General features: G+C 41.2%; 14 protein-coding genes. 13 read left to right on the forward strand and 1 reads right to left on the reverse strand.

What is annotated here, in order from left to right; translation table 11 throughout:
* Positions 1-308: 308 nt before the first annotated feature.
* Complete coding sequence (locus tag KIO97_RS21370) at positions 309-1,508, reverse strand: hypothetical protein (RefSeq protein ID WP_285383868.1); 1,200 nt, start codon at positions 1,506-1,508, stop codon at positions 309-311.
* A 288-nt stretch (positions 1,509-1,796) separates the two neighbouring features.
* Between KIO97_RS21370 and KIO97_RS21375 the strand changes: the two genes are divergently transcribed.
* The 13 genes from KIO97_RS21375 (at position 1,797) to KIO97_RS21435 (ending at position 15,103) form a co-directional block, all read left to right on the forward strand.
* A complete protein-coding gene (locus tag KIO97_RS21375) occupies positions 1,797-2,624 on the forward strand; it encodes a ParA family protein (RefSeq protein WP_285383869.1) in 828 nt (275 codons plus the stop codon).
* Between the two features lie 2 nt (positions 2,625-2,626).
* Positions 2,627-3,799, forward strand: a complete 1,173-nt coding sequence (locus KIO97_RS21380) for a ParB/RepB/Spo0J family partition protein (protein WP_285383870.1) — start codon at positions 2,627-2,629, stop codon at positions 3,797-3,799.
* A gap of 1 nt (position 3,800) precedes the next feature.
* Positions 3,801-4,223 carry a hypothetical protein gene (locus KIO97_RS21385; RefSeq protein WP_285383871.1) on the forward strand — a complete coding sequence of 141 codons (423 nt, stop codon included), beginning with the start codon at positions 3,801-3,803 and terminating at the stop codon, positions 4,221-4,223.
* Entirely contained in the window at positions 4,223-5,548 is a 1,326-nt protein-coding gene (locus KIO97_RS21390) for a hypothetical protein (protein WP_285383872.1), read from the forward strand. The genes KIO97_RS21385 and KIO97_RS21390 overlap by 1 nt, the downstream gene beginning before the upstream one ends.
* A gap of 328 nt (positions 5,549-5,876) precedes the next feature.
* On the forward strand, positions 5,877-6,815 hold the full coding sequence (locus KIO97_RS21395) for a hypothetical protein (RefSeq protein WP_285383873.1): 939 nt from the start codon (positions 5,877-5,879) through the stop codon (positions 6,813-6,815).
* Positions 6,816-6,935: 120 nt separating this feature from the next.
* Positions 6,936-8,762, forward strand: a complete 1,827-nt coding sequence (locus tag KIO97_RS21400; RefSeq protein WP_285383874.1) for a DNA topoisomerase — start codon at positions 6,936-6,938, stop codon at positions 8,760-8,762.
* A gap of 4 nt (positions 8,763-8,766) precedes the next feature.
* A complete protein-coding gene (locus KIO97_RS21405; RefSeq protein ID WP_285383875.1) occupies positions 8,767-9,189 on the forward strand; it encodes a hypothetical protein in 423 nt (140 codons plus the stop codon).
* On the forward strand, positions 9,186-10,208 hold the full coding sequence (locus KIO97_RS21410; protein WP_285383876.1) for a hypothetical protein: 1,023 nt from the start codon (positions 9,186-9,188) through the stop codon (positions 10,206-10,208). Before KIO97_RS21405 ends, KIO97_RS21410 begins: the two co-directional genes overlap by 4 nt.
* Before the next feature lie 240 nt (positions 10,209-10,448).
* On the forward strand, positions 10,449-11,138 hold the full coding sequence (locus tag KIO97_RS21415) for a hypothetical protein (RefSeq protein ID WP_285383877.1): 690 nt from the start codon (positions 10,449-10,451) through the stop codon (positions 11,136-11,138).
* Positions 11,135-11,686 (forward strand): transglycosylase SLT domain-containing protein, encoded by a 552-nt coding sequence (locus KIO97_RS21420; RefSeq protein WP_285383878.1) that lies wholly within the window; start codon positions 11,135-11,137, stop codon positions 11,684-11,686. The genes KIO97_RS21415 and KIO97_RS21420 overlap by 4 nt, the downstream gene beginning before the upstream one ends.
* Positions 11,646-12,248, forward strand: a complete 603-nt coding sequence (locus KIO97_RS21425) for a DUF2859 domain-containing protein (protein WP_285383879.1) — start codon at positions 11,646-11,648, stop codon at positions 12,246-12,248. Before KIO97_RS21420 ends, KIO97_RS21425 begins: the two co-directional genes overlap by 41 nt.
* Positions 12,248-14,383, forward strand: a complete 2,136-nt coding sequence (gene traD, locus KIO97_RS21430; protein WP_285383880.1) for a conjugative transfer system coupling protein TraD — start codon at positions 12,248-12,250, stop codon at positions 14,381-14,383. The genes KIO97_RS21425 and traD overlap by 1 nt, the downstream gene beginning before the upstream one ends.
* Positions 14,384-15,103 (forward strand): DUF4400 domain-containing protein, encoded by a 720-nt coding sequence (locus tag KIO97_RS21435; protein WP_285383881.1) that lies wholly within the window; start codon positions 14,384-14,386, stop codon positions 15,101-15,103.
* Positions 15,104-15,136: the final 33 nt, after the last annotated feature.

A 15,136-nucleotide genomic window follows, 5' to 3' on the forward strand; every position in this document is an offset into this window, starting at 1 on the left:
AGGCTAATTGTCGCTCAATACATACCTGTAGTTATTGGTGGTTTGCTAATTTAGCAAAAGCACTGGCAAATAATTGTCCAAAAACTTTTCAGAAATTGAACAATCTTTATCGTCACGCGGATTAAAGTCTTGTTGCTAGCAACGCCTCTCAAAATGATCAAATTTTAGTGGTCATACCGTTATGGAGAGCTTGAAAGAGGCACATTTCAGATCAAACTATTGTCCACCGACACTAGGATTTTATTTTTAAACAGCTTAGGTAGCTGGTTAAAGGTTACTTCTTCGACAAAAAAATAAGCGCTATGCGCTTATTTTTGTTTATGCTCTTTTAAGGCCACTGCCTCTATAAAGTTATGTTCCCAAAGCTGTATTGCTTCGTTCAAAGGTAAGTCTGATACAGCGTCAGCCCAATCGGCATTATGTTTATGGTTTGGTGGGACCAGAATGAGAGCTCCCTGTTTTTTTGTTTGCTCTGCATAATTACTTTCAACTGCGTCTAGATCGAAAGCGGCGATGTCTAAGGTGTCATCGTTAATGCTTTGTAAGTTTTTATGAACCAGTGGGATGTTCGGTGCGGAGAACGCGACGATGAATTCTACTGGTATCCCTAAATTCGAATTGTTGTGAAGAAACTCAGCAGCTTTAGTAGTACGGTATCCTTCTAAAATGACACGAATTAAAGGGATTGAGGGTACTGTTTTATTGGTCTTGCCCAAAGAGAAAGCGAGGTTTTGGGTTGGTCCTCCTGGTATAAAACGTTTTCTGGATGGGTTTGTGGCAGAGATAACCTGTACGTTAACTACTTCAGTGAAAGTTTTGTCATAGATTGGGATTAGTATATCTCTTGGGTATGCTAATACCGTATCTTTCCACTCATCCTTCGTTGAAAAATAAACGTTAGAAGATACTGTTGAGTGGCATATTCTGGTTTCATCAGAGGAAAACTGACTTATCCCTTTATTTTGCAAGATAGTGGTTAGGTTTGTAACTGGATGAGATTTTGCAAATAATCGTTGTGATGCTTGTAAAGCGGCATTTAGAGCAGACTCTTTGACTTTTTGTTCTTCTTTCGCGAGTTGTTCTTGTTTAGCCATGAACTCTTGCATTGACTCTTCATACGCTTTCGATGTTGGAGCGGTTGTTACACCATCCTTTTTACTTCGACGGTACTCACTCCAGAGAAACTTAGCTGGCGAATAAACAGCTTGTGAGTCGAATGAAGTTCTGTAGGAACGGAAAATTACAATCGGTATCGTCACATTATTTCCAGTTGTTCCAAACCTGATCACACCATATTGCTTACTGTCATTTAGCTTTCTTAAATTAGGTAAATAGAACTTCCTTCCATTCCCTGATAGATGAAAGTCTTTCAGCCCCATTAGAACTTCATCATTGACTAATGCATTGCAGTCTGCTGCTACGTGACTAAGTGCCACTATGTCATCACGCAAGATGTCTAATGGTGAGGAAAAACGGTTGTTGAGCCAGTCTTCAAACGTTTGAGTCATAAATCCACTCCTTAAATGTTGTAACTATTTTAAAAGAGGTGATTGGGGATTTATGAATTAAGAAAACGATATGGTCAATTAATGCCGTGAAGCATTGACGAGCTAAAATACAAATGGTAAGTTATATATTGTAAGTACAAAGTGCTTACTTTGAGTTTGAGTTTGTTGTCTTTACTTCTGTTAAGCGGGTATCGCTTTTGGTCTCTATAAAAAGAGAGTGGTAAAGTAGCAAACCATTCATGGCTATATGCCAACCTTCGGGTATAACCCAATCATTAAGGAACAATCATGTCAAAGAATTCTAAGCTTGTTGCAAGCGTCAATCAAAAAGGTGGTGTTGGTAAGAGCACCATGGTCATTCAATCTGCCTACCGAGCTGCGGAGAACAACAAGCGCGTTCTAATTTTGGATCTAGATCCGCAAGAGAATAGCACTAAGTATTGGTTACATGGTTCGGATCTTGGTTGTCTTCCTCAAGAAGCTAGTTCTGTTAACTTGTTTTCAGCAGGCTCATCCATTAAGCCAATGCCTGTGAATCCTGTACAAATAGGAGCAAAGACCTATTACGAAGGTCAAATTGATATTCTATTTGCAGATGAAACAGCTTTAACCATGCTGGAGCAAGCGGACGATAGCCAAGCAGTCCTGGTTAATGCTCTAAGCAATTCACAGGTAATTCGTGAGCTAGGTTACGATTACGTCTTTATTGATTGCCCACCTGCAGTCTGTCTAAAACAAGTTGCTGCTGTGATGGTTTCTGATGACGTGGTTACTCCAATGGAATTGGACAGCTTTTCAGCCGAAGGTATTTTAAAAATCTTCAACATCATCGAAGCCGCGAGACAGCAATGGGATGATGAAAATAAACCGAAATGGCACATTATTGCCAACAAAGTTCATGCTCAAAGTTCTGCTTCCAGCTCATTATTGAGTGGTGTGCGTGAACAGTTAGGGGATTATATGCTTCAAGGGTTTATCACAACCTCTAGCGTAGTTAATGACGCGATGATGAACCGAAGACCAATATTTAAGCTTCCACCAAACGGTAATGCAGCAGCAGTTGGTCGTAAATTTGCGAATGTTCTTGATGAACTACTTCAACGAGTGGAGGCATAGACATGAATACCCAAAGAAAGTTAGACCCAATCTCTGCACTAGCTGGCTTAAATACAAGAGCTACAAGTGGTACGGGTAATAAATACAGTATCGTAGAACGCTTGTTGAAAGATATTGTCCCTGATCCGGACCAACCAAGAAAAGATATGGATATGGACTCAATTGGTGAGTTGGCGGAGAGTATCAAATCTACTGGCCGCTTAATTCAGCCGATAGTGATACGAGATAACCCAAATGGCAAGGGGTATATGATCGTTGCAGGTGAGCGACGTTGGAGAGCTTGTAACCTGTTAAAGTGGACGCATATCAGTACGATTCACCGTGACGCCTTCAAATCCGACACGCTTTCTCAAGAGGCGTTGACGTTGATCCTTCAATTAGCAGAAAACTTAGGGCGAGAAGAAATGACGCCTTACGATACTGCTGCAGCGCTTTCAAAAGCTAAAGAAGAATACGGTTTATCTTATGATGCTTTGGCTGCGATGCTTTCCAAGAAAAAATCAACAGTTCATGAGTTGATGCGCGTTTACAATGGCCCGATCTTCATTAAAAAACTCTTCAAAGACGGTGTTAAGCAGCGACCACTTTTGATTCTTACAAAATTAGCAGAAGTAGATGGAAAGTTTGTTCAGGACCACATAAATAGCCAACTAGAAAAAGGTGGCAAAATCAGTCTAGCTTTCGCTGAATCCCTGAAATCAATGCTTCATCAGAATGAAAGCGACTCTAGTGATGATTCACTAATAGATGATGAATTGAACAATGCTGATGGTTCAGGATTGCCGAAGGGGGATGAAAACGAAGGGGCTGATGGTTCAAAAGCCGTTCAACAGCCCAACTCTGATGATTCTGATTGTCAGCAGAATGACATGGTGGAGTCTGATTTAGACGAAAGCGATAGTGTTATCGATGATAACGTTACAACGAACAATGGAAGTGAGAGTAATGATACATCTCTTGAAGAAACTGGGTCTATTAATTTAGAAGTTAACGATCCGGCATTCAAGAAGCGTTCTGCATCAAAAGCTCTTGTTAGTTTGAAAACTCCAAAGGGGGACGGAACGTTGTGCTTGGAATATGCGCCTCTTAACCCGACAGAAGTTTGCGTTGAACTAACGGATGGACACATTATCTCAGTACCATTTATTGAATGTACAATCATAGGGTACGAATAATATGAAGCTACGAACGGACGCTGCACAAAAAGTGAGTGCGGGTCGCTTTCGTATTATTCATGAGCTTGCTTTGTACGTAGGTGATAGTGCTTCGTCTCTGGAGACTGCAGTTAAAAATGCTGCAGTCAATGGTGAGTGTTACATGGAACATGCACCTAAGAACCCTAAAATCTTGCCAACTAAATATGATGGTTATAAAGCAGGGAGCCTCATGGTTCCTGCTTATATGGTGCAAGCAGCTCTAGATTCAATATTACGAGAAGGTTTTCAACCAGAAAGCGAACCTATGAAGTTTTTAACAGTTGGGTTGTTATTAACTCGACGTTCAATGGAAAGCATCTGTGATATTAAAGAACGTTTTCCTGCTCACTGGAGCGAACAATATGTTGATGAAATGCTCTCGATAGCACAGGGGTTGTTGTAATGGGTAAATGGGCGAACTTCCTTTTTTTTAAAAAAAAGCCGGTGGTGGTAGTAGAAAAAAATCGAACTGAGATTGATATTGGTTTAGGCCGTATATCACAGGATCTAGCACTATCTGAGCTTCATTTAGATAAGCTGTATCGCCCATTATTAATAAGAGTTAAAGAGCTGCTTAATGTAGTTGGTGAGCAAGATAAGTTCACAATGATCATCGATGTGTTAGCTGAAATGCTTCGTTTTCGTAGAGGGGTAACATTGCCTGAGAATATCGAAGCTGAGCAGATTCAACGTTATAGAGAAATTAGCAGTTACACATTAGTTTTGGCGGTCCTGTCAAAGTTGATGGCGGAATATCACTCTAAATATTCAATTCAATTTGATGCTCAAGGGGAAATTCGCAATTACACACCGATCTTCAGCCATGTTATGAAAAGCGAAGTGAAGAAAGTTGGGGTAACTCGCTCATCGAATGATGTCATTGGTCATGGAGTTGAAGAGGGAATGGCAATCTTGCAGGTGGCTGATTTTTTGAAGGTTGTTCCCAATGCCGTCGTTTGGTACGCATCTTTTCCAGACATGATGAAGATTTTATTTGCTTTATGTCTAGGCAAGCGAACGGGGCAGTTTAATGAAGTTGTAGAAAAGTATTCACATTTGGCTATCAATAGTTGCTTTGGAGACATAAAACAAAGTGGTAATAATCCGTCACTCCCTTCGGAATCGAAACCATCGCCTAAAGTTGGTTCCCTGTTTATGGGGCAGGTGAATGAATCTTCCGTTGCAACAAACACAACTCAAACAGCTGCATTGCAACAAGCTCTTACAGGAACGGTAAGCCCTACCCAAACAGTCGAAACTAAACAGGAAGTAACTACAAAGGCTAGTACGGTAAACCCTGCGTTAGCTGCTTTGCTCAGTAATATAAAAACACCTCAAGTTAGTCATACAGAAGAAGCAAAGAAAGATGTGGTAGAGGGTAATCAAAGTCTTACTCAAAGTGACTTGCAGCGCTTTTTGACGATGGTCGTTGAGCAGCATCATGAGTTATCAACGTGGGTTGCGAAGGAATCAGGCGAAGTTGTTGTAGCAATACCAGCGCGAATATACCGTCAGATTTGTAGTTCACTTCATCGTCATTTGTCAGACCAAGAAAGAATTAATACAGAATTAGAGTTCATTGAATCTTTGAAGCCTTACCTCCGAGGACCCGAATCGAGAGGTACAATCGGGCCTCAAGTAACAGATGGTGGTGAGAAAATGATGCTTATAACCAAAGACTTTTATGATTCTGCAAACGGTCCTGAAATCGTTAGAAACATTCCATAAATCTTATGAATAAGATTGACTTAAGATGAAAAGTGAGAGTTATTCATCAAAAAAATATATTAATTAGAGATTTGATGATATGGCTCTCTTAATTTGAGATATACCACACATTTAATAAGATTGCCTTCACATAAGCGGAATATGGTCGGTTTTTAAGCGGGTTTGTAAATTGTACATGAGTTGCATTTTGATAAAATTGTGACACTTATTCAAAAGACAGAGTATTTTGGCTAAATTCTATCTATTGGTACGATGATTTAGCTAGAGATAGTGGTCCTGTCTATTGATGTCTATTCGTCTATTGGTAATGAAAAGAAGGATTTCAAGGATGGCTAGGAATCAAAGTAGTGGAAAAATAATAAATGAAGTTATAGCTTCAAATATAGCACCACGTCAGCAAGCCGTTATTCTGGATGGTATCGAGTGTGGCAAATATCTCGAAAGCCGAACTAAAGATGCTCTTGAACGAGCTGGTAAAGTTCTTATAGATAAACTGCGTGAACTAACACCGGATGAAGCGGAGTTTGTCACGTTGTTTCCAAAATGTTTCATTGAAGCAGCGCGTATTGCAAATGATTATCAAATTAGTTGTCTTGCTCGTCGCCTATCGCAGTGCAGTTCAGTGGTGGAGCGAGTCGGAGATTTTGATACTTATATTGACGAGATATTGTCTAACGCATTTACACAACACTCTTATCAAGCGTTTTACAACCGTGAATCACCAGTCCGAATCGAAGCTCGGCTCAGTGATAAATTGTTAGTCGTTCGTTTAGTACCTGAAGAAATGCAGCGCGTTTCTTTCTCTCAACTTTGTTTAGATATTACTCGTCATGCTGAGATTGATGATGTGATTTCTTCTATCTTTTTACTTGGTGGACGACACAGCACTATAGATGATTTACTTCATTTCGACTCTAAGTTAGCGAAAAGTCATGATGGATATGTTGCCAGCAAATATCATTATGATCGTAAGGAGTGGGTACAATACGCGGGTCAGAACAAACGTGGTCAGATTAGTTACGTTCTTGATGAAGAGCAGATGACTTACTTTACTGGCGTTTTTTGGGATTGGATTGAAGCTGGTTCAAATGTATTTACGGCAACGGTTCGAGCTTACCTGAAGTTGATGGAATACTATTCTGTTGATCTGAGTATAGATAAAGAAGATATGATCTGTTTGGACTCGTTTGTTAAAACGTTACTACACGAAAATAGTGCAAGTGGGAACGATGAAGAGTTAGCTATTGGCTCATGCATGGATAGATAAGAAAGGCTACCGCGATGGTGGCCTTTTTTATTGGCGTAATTGTAGGATTCGATAGTTTAAAACCGTTGGTTACAATTACTCTTGAGATAATGCCCCTATCAAGTTTATAGGGCGTTAGTTATGTTGGATGTCATTATTTGCGAAAAACCAAGTCAGGGCCGCGCAGTTGCTGAGGTCTTTGGTGCCAAGCAAACCCGAAAAGGTTTTATCGAAGGGCGAGGTGTAGCTGTTACATGGTGTGTCGGCCATTTATTGGAGTTGGCATTGCCAGAGGACTACGATCCAAAGTATAAAAAGTGGTCAATTGATCACCTTCCAATAATCCCCGAAACATTTCAATTCAAAGCGAAAAACTCAACTCGCAGTCAGTTAAAAGTCATACGTGACCTTCTAAAAAAAGGTGAAGCAGGACGAATTATTATCGCAACTGATGGAGATAGAGAAGGCGAAGCTATTGGGCGTAATGTTCTTCGTCATTGCAAATACAAGCGCAGAAATGTGTTCAGAGCTTGGCTTAGTTCTACTGACCCACAGGCACTCAAAGAAGCATTCTCTAATCTAAGACCTATTAATGAAACAGATGGCTACGACAACGCAGCAATAGGACGTGGTGAATACGATTGGCTACTTGGAATGAATGTTTCAAGAGCACTTGGTTGCTTGCAGCAGCGTAATCAGGTTGGACAGAAAAGTAGTTTCAAAATCAGTTTTGGTCGAGTGCAAAGCGCTACTTTAGGTATCGCGATTAGACGCGAGCTTGAAATTAAAGGATTCAAGCCAACAAAACACTATGGTGTCAAAGCCGTTTTCAATATTCGCGGGGAGTCATTTGAAGGGAATTGGGAAGTTCCTGAAGATTTGCTGGATGATAATGGACACTTGGTAAGTCATAACGATGCAATTGCGGTTGTGTCTTTTGTTCGCAGTGCGAACGCGTCAGTGAAAGAAGCGGTGTATGAGTCTAAATCAATTACAGCCCCGCTGCCATTTAAACTAAGTGACCTTATTAAAGAAGCCGCTCGATTCAATCTTACACCTGACGAGACAACGGGAGCAATGCAGACGTTGTATGACCCACCGATGTCCTTAGTCACCTACCCAAGAACCGACAATGGCTATCTACCCACAACCATGCTTGAGCAAGTACCAGAGATATTTTCGCATTTGCGAGAGTTTGGTTATCAGGACGAAGTAGAGTTCTGTGACCAAAGTGTGGTTGGTAAGTGTTGGAATAATAAAAAGCTCGAAGGTAGTTCGCATCATGGAATTATCCCAACTCGTAAATCCGGTAAAGGAATTCAATTAAACGAACACCAGTCGATTATTTATGACCTTATTTGTCGAAGATTCTTGCAACAGTTTGCCCCTAAAGCGGAAGAAGCGAAAGGCAAAATAGTTTGCACTGTAGGTCAACTGGATTTCGTTTCCACAGGAACAACAGAAACATTTAAAGGGTGGCGATCTTTGTCAGCTAAGGAACATAAGAGCAAACATACACCACTTCCTGTAGTTGAAGTGGGTGATGCTCTTGGGATGATAAGTGTTGATTCAGTAGAAAAAATTACCAAACCACCAAGGCGTTTTACCCTAGCAAGCCTTATCGAAGAAATGGGGAATGCCAGTCGTTATTGCTTTGATGAAAACTTAAAGAAAGTGCTTAAAGAAGGAGATGGGGTTGGCACAGAGGCAACGCGACCAGGGATAGTGTCTGAGATTCATAAGAAGAAGCAAATAGTGGTTAAAAAGGGCTTTATAGAAGTACCAAGTCAGGTAATTGAGTTTATGCATAAACACGTACCTCAAGATCTGACAAGCGTCGATATGACAGCAACCATTGAGCTCCTACTAAATGCTGTTGAAAAGGACGAAATGAGCCTAGAACAGTTTCGTACAGCACAAACAAACTTCGTTACGGAAACTATCAACCGACTAACAAAAGGAAAGTAGAAATATGAGACGCAGTTTATTAGCGGTGAATCTGCTCTGCCTGTTTTTTATAACAACAAATGTTTGTATGGCAAACGACTTTGTACGAACGGGAAGGTATAGCAAATCTTTAGCGAAGCCGAGCCAATCACAACAAGACCCGTTATCTATGAACGTTGACCTTGTGTTCCCTAAATATGTAGTGACGGTTGGTGATGCCATTCAATATTTACTGTTACCTACAGGTTACTCTGTGCCAAGCAATAGTGAGTGGCTTGACCCTGCATTTGTCATTGTTGGCAAGCAACCATTGCCAATAAATCAAAAGAAAATCAAAGGCTCGGTTAAAGATGTATTAAAAGCGCTAACAGGGGAGCGGTTTATCGTCGTTCGTGATGATGTAAACCGTCTAGTGGCAATGGACTATATGGAAAGGTGGGAAAAATGAGTGTAAATGAACAAGAGCAAGAGCAAGAGCAAGGTGTGCCTCAAATTAGTGAGCAAGGTATGCCCCAAATTAATGAGCAGTTGAATGCTGAAATCGATGATACAGAAGAGCAGGTAGAGGCGACCACAGATAATGGAAATAATCGTGGTAGAAAGGCCGCGATGATTTTAGTTGGGGCTGGTTTAGTTACAGTGCTCGGTGTATTCGGCGTGTTCCATTACATTGAAGGTTTTAGCGTCAACTCTGAGAACGAAGCTGAATTTGCGGTTGCTGAGCCTCCATCGACGGTTGGTGCATTGCCAGAAGCTATTAGCGAACATATCCCTACTCTTGATGTTGCGAAAACCAACAACGCTCCGTTAGATGAGAGTGATAGCGAGCAATACGAAAATAGTTCTGCGGTTGATTTCAAGGTTTCTGAGCCATCAATTAATTTTACCGTTAGTGAACCAGAAAGCATTAGTGAGAACGAGATTGCCACAACACCACTTAATTTAGTTAAAAGTGAATCACCAAATGATGTCGTGTCTTCTGCTATTTCTAAATCAGAATTGGCTCAAATCGTAACGCTTCTCCAAGCACAAAATGACTTGCTTACAAGCATTAATTCACAACAAAAAACGATACTTGATCAGGTCAATAAGAATCATGATCTGGCCTCAGACCAAATAGAGAAATCAAATATTCTAGCTGACGGTATGAAAGGTTTATTTAAAGGGAATGAATCGATAATACGTTTGGTTACAGAGGTAGGTAAAAGCGCGACAAAAGTTAGTTCTACTCATAGAAAAGTATCTAGCTCTACAGAGAATCGTTCTGACAGACCTAAGTTTGTAGCAAAGGCTGCCTCTGTTTGGGGAGATGAGGTAAAGGTCATGGTTGAGAAAAAAGGGGGGTTTTATCAGAACGTTCAAGTAGGGGATGAAGTTGAGGGTTGGACTCTACTTTACGTTGATCTCAAAAGAAAAGAAACGAAATGGGGGAAGGGAGATGTTAAGCAAGTCCTTAAGTATAGCTAGTTGTGTAATTGTTTTGGCTTTAGTCAGCGGTTGTGCAAACACTACGAAAGACCCTGTGTATAGCGAGTTGTACCAATATGACAGAACCCTTTCCTTGAAAGACATTGCACCTGTGATACCAGCGTATATTGAACGACCGTACCCTTTATGTGAATTGGAAGCGTTGTTTGCAAGCGATAATGTTCACGCAAAAATCGACGGGGAGAAAGCAAAACGGGTTTATATCGTTGAGGGGGTTAAATGCGTAGCTTCTTTATGATTATCGCCGTAATGACTTCGCTTGGCGTTAATGCGGGTGCTATTGATACAAATGGTATCACGGTCTTAGAGCAGGAGTTGACGAATCGGGCAAATAGCTTTGGGCTAAAAGTAGAAGACATCAAAAAGTATGACTCCATTATGAAAGGACCTCGTGGTGTGTTCTATCAACGGGGCGACAAAAACATCTATTTTGTTTTGGGGGCAGAAGCCGAAAGCGAACAAGAACGACGTAAGTATGCAGAGATGTATTTGGATGAATCTTATAAATACCACGCCAACTTATCTCAGTGGATTAAGACTGTTGATTCAGTTGGTAAGGAACGGTTTGGGATTAATCCGCGAATAATGGATATTCATTCATCTAAAGGCTCTCTTCAGTTAAATAACGATAAGCCTCTGTTTAGACGGTTGAAACTATACATCAAAATTGACGATTGTTCTTATTGTGTAAATGCAGTTAAAGCAGAACTCGTTAACGTGGATAAGGGGGTTATTGGTGGCTTGGACCTATATTTTGTCGATGCCAATAGAGACGATGAGCGTATTCGTCGTTGGGCTCGTTCAATCCGTTTGGACCCAAACCTAGTAGCATCACAGAAAGTAACACTGAACCATGATGACCTACAAAGTCCATCTAAAGAATACCCTGCGAGAAAGGGGATCTTATGATGACTTATAAAATTTTTTTGGCTATGTGCTGTTTGGCCGTTAGTTCAAGTGTTTTTGCGGAGAGTCTTACGGAACTTGTATATGACACGGCCAATCGATATGGACTTAATCCCGTAGTTTTCCATTCAATGATTACTCAAGAATCAGGGGACCCAAAAAATGGATTATCTCTAAATCCAAATGCTTTGAATATTGGTGGGCTGTCTAAATATCCAGCTTCCAAAGAGGAAGCGTATGAACTGATTCTAAATGCTTTGGGAGAGGGACACGATACCGTTGGTGTTGGATTAGGACAAGTAGAGTGGCGATACCATTCAGATAAATTTTTCTCTTTATGGGAAGCGTTAGAGCCTGAAAAAAATATCGATGTAGCTGCCGGTTACTTGAAAGAAATGGTGAAATATTGCAAAGGAAATATCGCTTGCGGAGTAGGGGCTTATCACAACCGAACTTACTCAATAGGAAAAGGTTATGTGTCTTTGGTTGCAAACAAGTGTGAGCGTTTATATGGAAAAGATAAGTGTGCTGAGCTTCGCCAAGGTTATTGAGAAAGGAAGATTGTTCGCAGTGCGAACAGTCATTATCTATCTAATGATGGGAGTGAGTAATGTGATGAGCGGTGATTTAATTGTATTGGCTGATCATGGTGGTGTTCCTGTAAGTGAAGTGATGAAAGATGTGTTAGGGATGGACGAGAGAGAAGTAAATCAAATCCGCACTGCAGAGTTAGAAAAAGTCCGTTCAGGAGAATATAGCCAAGAAGCTCTTTTGAAAAAGATGACGCCTAACTTTCCAATAACAACAACACGTACAGAAGGGAGCTTTCGTTCAAAAGACTTCTCAACACCTCAATATGAAATTCATCGTCCTTTGGTTTTATTAGCCGATGGGCCTTTGTCAAAACGTTGGCTTTCAAAAAATGCACGGAAACTAAAGGAGATACGTTCATTTGTCATTCTTGTTAATGCGAAGGATCAGCAAGTAGTTAATGAGATAAGTCGTTTGTATGGAGAGCAAGTTTCAGTATTGGACGATGCAGAAGAACTGCTAAATAAATACCACGTAGAACATCTCCCTGCGTTGATAACTCAAGATGGGGTATATCAATAATGTTTGGTGTGCGAGATGGGTGGCAAAGAGACTACAGGCTTCGTGAAAACGTTGAAGCTGCATGTTCAGCTTATTGTAGCGGAGGTGCTATAGCGAGTGTGACTGCGGCTGCAACGGGGATCGCAACGCCGACATTAAGTGCCGTGTCAGCGTCAATTATGACAGGGCTAGCATTGAAATATGGCAAAGAAGCAATTGATCATTTTAGTTACAAGAATGGTTTGTGGCAGAACGTTCCATTTATTATTGATACGAACGAGATGCCTGGTACTGAAAAGCTCCTGTACCTAGGGCGTGGCTTTCAGTGGACAAAGGAGCATACTCAACGACTATACGACATTAACGACTACAAGAGTAAAAGTAAAAGTGGTCGGGGGACTGCAGCAAACGATGATCGATTTAAGGAAGTTCCCAAGGCTTATAAGACAGCAAGACAATTACAAAAGTGGGCTGAAAGGATAAGGCTGAAACCTATTGTCGCTGCTTTTCGAGAAAACTGGGCGCTAAATCCATATCCAGAGCAGATCACTGATACTGAAGATGATAATCATCCTGGTGGGTTGCCTTATTTACATGCTGTCGGTGGGCGAGATTACGAATTCTATACACCTTTTGCTGGGTTGAATGCTCATACTCTAGTGCTCGGAACTACACGAGTGGGTAAGACAAGAAGCGCCGAAGTAATGATTACGCAGGATATTGCCAAACATAAGGACTGCAGCGTTATAGCAATTGACCCTAAAGGTGATTTAGAACTTGCGCTTCGAATGTATATGGAAGCGAAACGAGCCGGAAAAGCGAAAAAGTTCTATTTCTTTTCTTTGGCACATCCACATCTTTCTGTTCGATATAACGGTGTGAGTGAGTTTAACCGAATCACCGAAGTTGCCACTCGCATTACTAAGCCCTTGCCGGATGGGGGTAACTCCAAAATCTTTAAAGACTTTGCTTGGCTATTCATTAATACATGCCAAAAAGCCGTATTTAAAATGGGCAAAGTAGCGAGCTACATTAATGTTCAACAATATCTTACTGATGCGGAACTCTTGGCAAGTGATTACGTTGAGTCTTTGAGAAACGATGAACTAAACACGACAATCTCTGCAATTGCTGAAGCAATCGACCCAAACAAGCTCGCACCTGCTGATAAGACTAAATCAATGCGAACTTTAGCAATTCGCTCGTTGATACAAGAGCCACCGGAAGAGTTTCGGGAGTTAGTAGCTAATGACTCTGTTCTACGTTCTGTGGCTAAGGTACTGCAGTATGATCGTGCTTACTATGACAAAATTACTGCATCTGCAATGCCTCACCTCGAAAAGCTTACAACAGGTAAAGTTGCAAAGGTCATTTCGCCAGATTACGAAGACTTAAAAGACAATCGTCCGATCATGGATCTCCGCAAAGTGATCAGAGAGGGGGGGATTGTTTATATTGGTTTGGACTCTCAAACTGATAACGTAACGTCGAGCGCAGTAGGTAACTCTTTCCTAAGTGAAATTCTGAGTGTAAGTGGTGAAATTTACAACTACGGTGTCGACCAAGGAATCGTCACGTTACACGGACAGCGCAGAAAGAAAGGTTTGGTTAGGCTCCATGTAGACGAAGCAAATGAGGTTTTTGGTGATGAGTTTAACCCTATTTTGAACAAAAGCGGCGGTAGTGGCGTCATGGTAACGGCTTACACTCAAAACCTTAGTGATGTAGAAGTAAGGCTAGGTGATGCCGCAAAAGCGAAGCAAGCATTGGGTAACTTTGGGACAATTGTTGTCTTTAGGGTTCGAGGCGAAGATACGCCGAAATACTTTGTAAATCAGATGCCAGAAGTTCCAATATGCACTGTTCAACCAGATTCTAAGGTAACTGATGGTCTAGGCGATCGAGCTGATGGTCAATTTAAGTCCTCTAATGGTGATACCATAAGTTACGAGCGTGTCCCATTGATTCCTGCGAATGCGTTCTTAGAGCTTCCTAAAGGTCAGGCATTTGTTTACTCAGGCTCTAAATGGTTCAAAGTGAAAATGCCTTTGTTCAAGAAAGAAACGGACATGCCGGAAAATATTGATGCAATGATGCGCGATCTTGAATCGGAGCTTGGTTATAGAGTCACTAACGATTTGGATAGGGCCGCATAAATGAGTCGACCACAAACTAATTCGAGAGCGGAACGCCCCCAACCAAAGACTGCAGAACGCAGTGCTTCTGAACAAAGTAGCGTAGTTGTTTCTATCTTAGAATTTCCCTGTTTAGTGTTAAAAACTCTGTCTTTTTCATTACTCATCTCGATACTGATTGCGTTAGTTGGCGTTACATGGATATGGCCTGATGAGGGGGTTAGTCATGAGCTTAGAACGTTGGAGCAAGAGTTGTCGGAACTAGCGTTTGAGTTAAGAGATTTTGGTTCTGGATTCAGTGCTTGGGTTAAGGCGACAGTTTCCCAAATGATGAATTGGCCTTGGTTTGCAAAAACAATTGGGCAGGCTGTTACTTGGGCATTTGGCTTCTTCAGTGAAGAGGCTGTTATGTATGGTCAAGTAACATACTACGCGACTTTGATTTTTATCGTTAGATTAGGAGTCATTCTTTCATCTGTGCCAATACTATTCATTTGGATTCTCATTGGAGCTGTGTGCGGACTTACGGAACGGGACTTGCGTCGACATAATGCTGCTCTCGAAAGTTCTACAGTATTTAATCTGGCCGTGACTCACGTAAAGCTGCCTTTTCTTTTATGCGTAACGATCTATCTCAGTTTTCCAACTAGGGCTTATGCGATTCTCGCAACCTTACCTGTTTGTCTTGGTTCTTTTCTTCTCATTTACCTAGCTATAGGGCATTACAAAAAGCGGCTTTAGTAAAAGACTGCTGAATTACAACAAAAGTGTTCC

Source organism: Vibrio sp. B181a (assembly GCF_030248375.1).
Taxonomy (GTDB): Bacteria; Pseudomonadota; Gammaproteobacteria; order Enterobacterales; family Vibrionaceae; genus Vibrio; species Vibrio campbellii.

What these genes read in the sequence shown, in the direction of transcription:
- KIO97_RS21420 (WP_285383878.1), top strand. Translation starts at nt 11,135, where the DNA reads ATGATGACTTATAAAATTTTTTTGGCTATGTGCTGTTTGGCCGTTAGT.
- KIO97_RS21425 (WP_285383879.1), top strand. Translation starts at nt 11,646, where the DNA reads ATGGAAAAGATAAGTGTGCTGAGCTTCGCCAAGGTTATTGAGAAAGGA.
- KIO97_RS21415 (WP_285383877.1), top strand. Translation starts at nt 10,449, where the DNA reads ATGCGTAGCTTCTTTATGATTATCGCCGTAATGACTTCGCTTGGCGTT.
- KIO97_RS21380 (WP_285383870.1), top strand. Translation starts at nt 2,627, where the DNA reads ATGAATACCCAAAGAAAGTTAGACCCAATCTCTGCACTAGCTGGCTTA.
- KIO97_RS21395 (WP_285383873.1), top strand. Translation starts at nt 5,877, where the DNA reads ATGGCTAGGAATCAAAGTAGTGGAAAAATAATAAATGAAGTTATAGCT.
- traD (WP_285383880.1), top strand. Translation starts at nt 12,248, where the DNA reads ATGTTTGGTGTGCGAGATGGGTGGCAAAGAGACTACAGGCTTCGTGAA.
- KIO97_RS21385 (WP_285383871.1), top strand. Translation starts at nt 3,801, where the DNA reads ATGAAGCTACGAACGGACGCTGCACAAAAAGTGAGTGCGGGTCGCTTT.
- KIO97_RS21405 (WP_285383875.1), top strand. Translation starts at nt 8,767, where the DNA reads ATGAGACGCAGTTTATTAGCGGTGAATCTGCTCTGCCTGTTTTTTATA.
- KIO97_RS21375 (WP_285383869.1), top strand. Translation starts at nt 1,797, where the DNA reads ATGTCAAAGAATTCTAAGCTTGTTGCAAGCGTCAATCAAAAAGGTGGT.
- KIO97_RS21400 (WP_285383874.1), top strand. Translation starts at nt 6,936, where the DNA reads ATGTTGGATGTCATTATTTGCGAAAAACCAAGTCAGGGCCGCGCAGTT.
- KIO97_RS21390 (WP_285383872.1), top strand. Translation starts at nt 4,223, where the DNA reads ATGGGTAAATGGGCGAACTTCCTTTTTTTTAAAAAAAAGCCGGTGGTG.
- KIO97_RS21370 (WP_285383868.1), bottom strand. Translation starts at nt 1,508, where the DNA reads ATGACTCAAACGTTTGAAGACTGGCTCAACAACCGTTTTTCCTCACCA.
- KIO97_RS21410 (WP_285383876.1), top strand. Translation starts at nt 9,186, where the DNA reads ATGAGTGTAAATGAACAAGAGCAAGAGCAAGAGCAAGGTGTGCCTCAA.
- KIO97_RS21435 (WP_285383881.1), top strand. Translation starts at nt 14,384, where the DNA reads ATGAGTCGACCACAAACTAATTCGAGAGCGGAACGCCCCCAACCAAAG.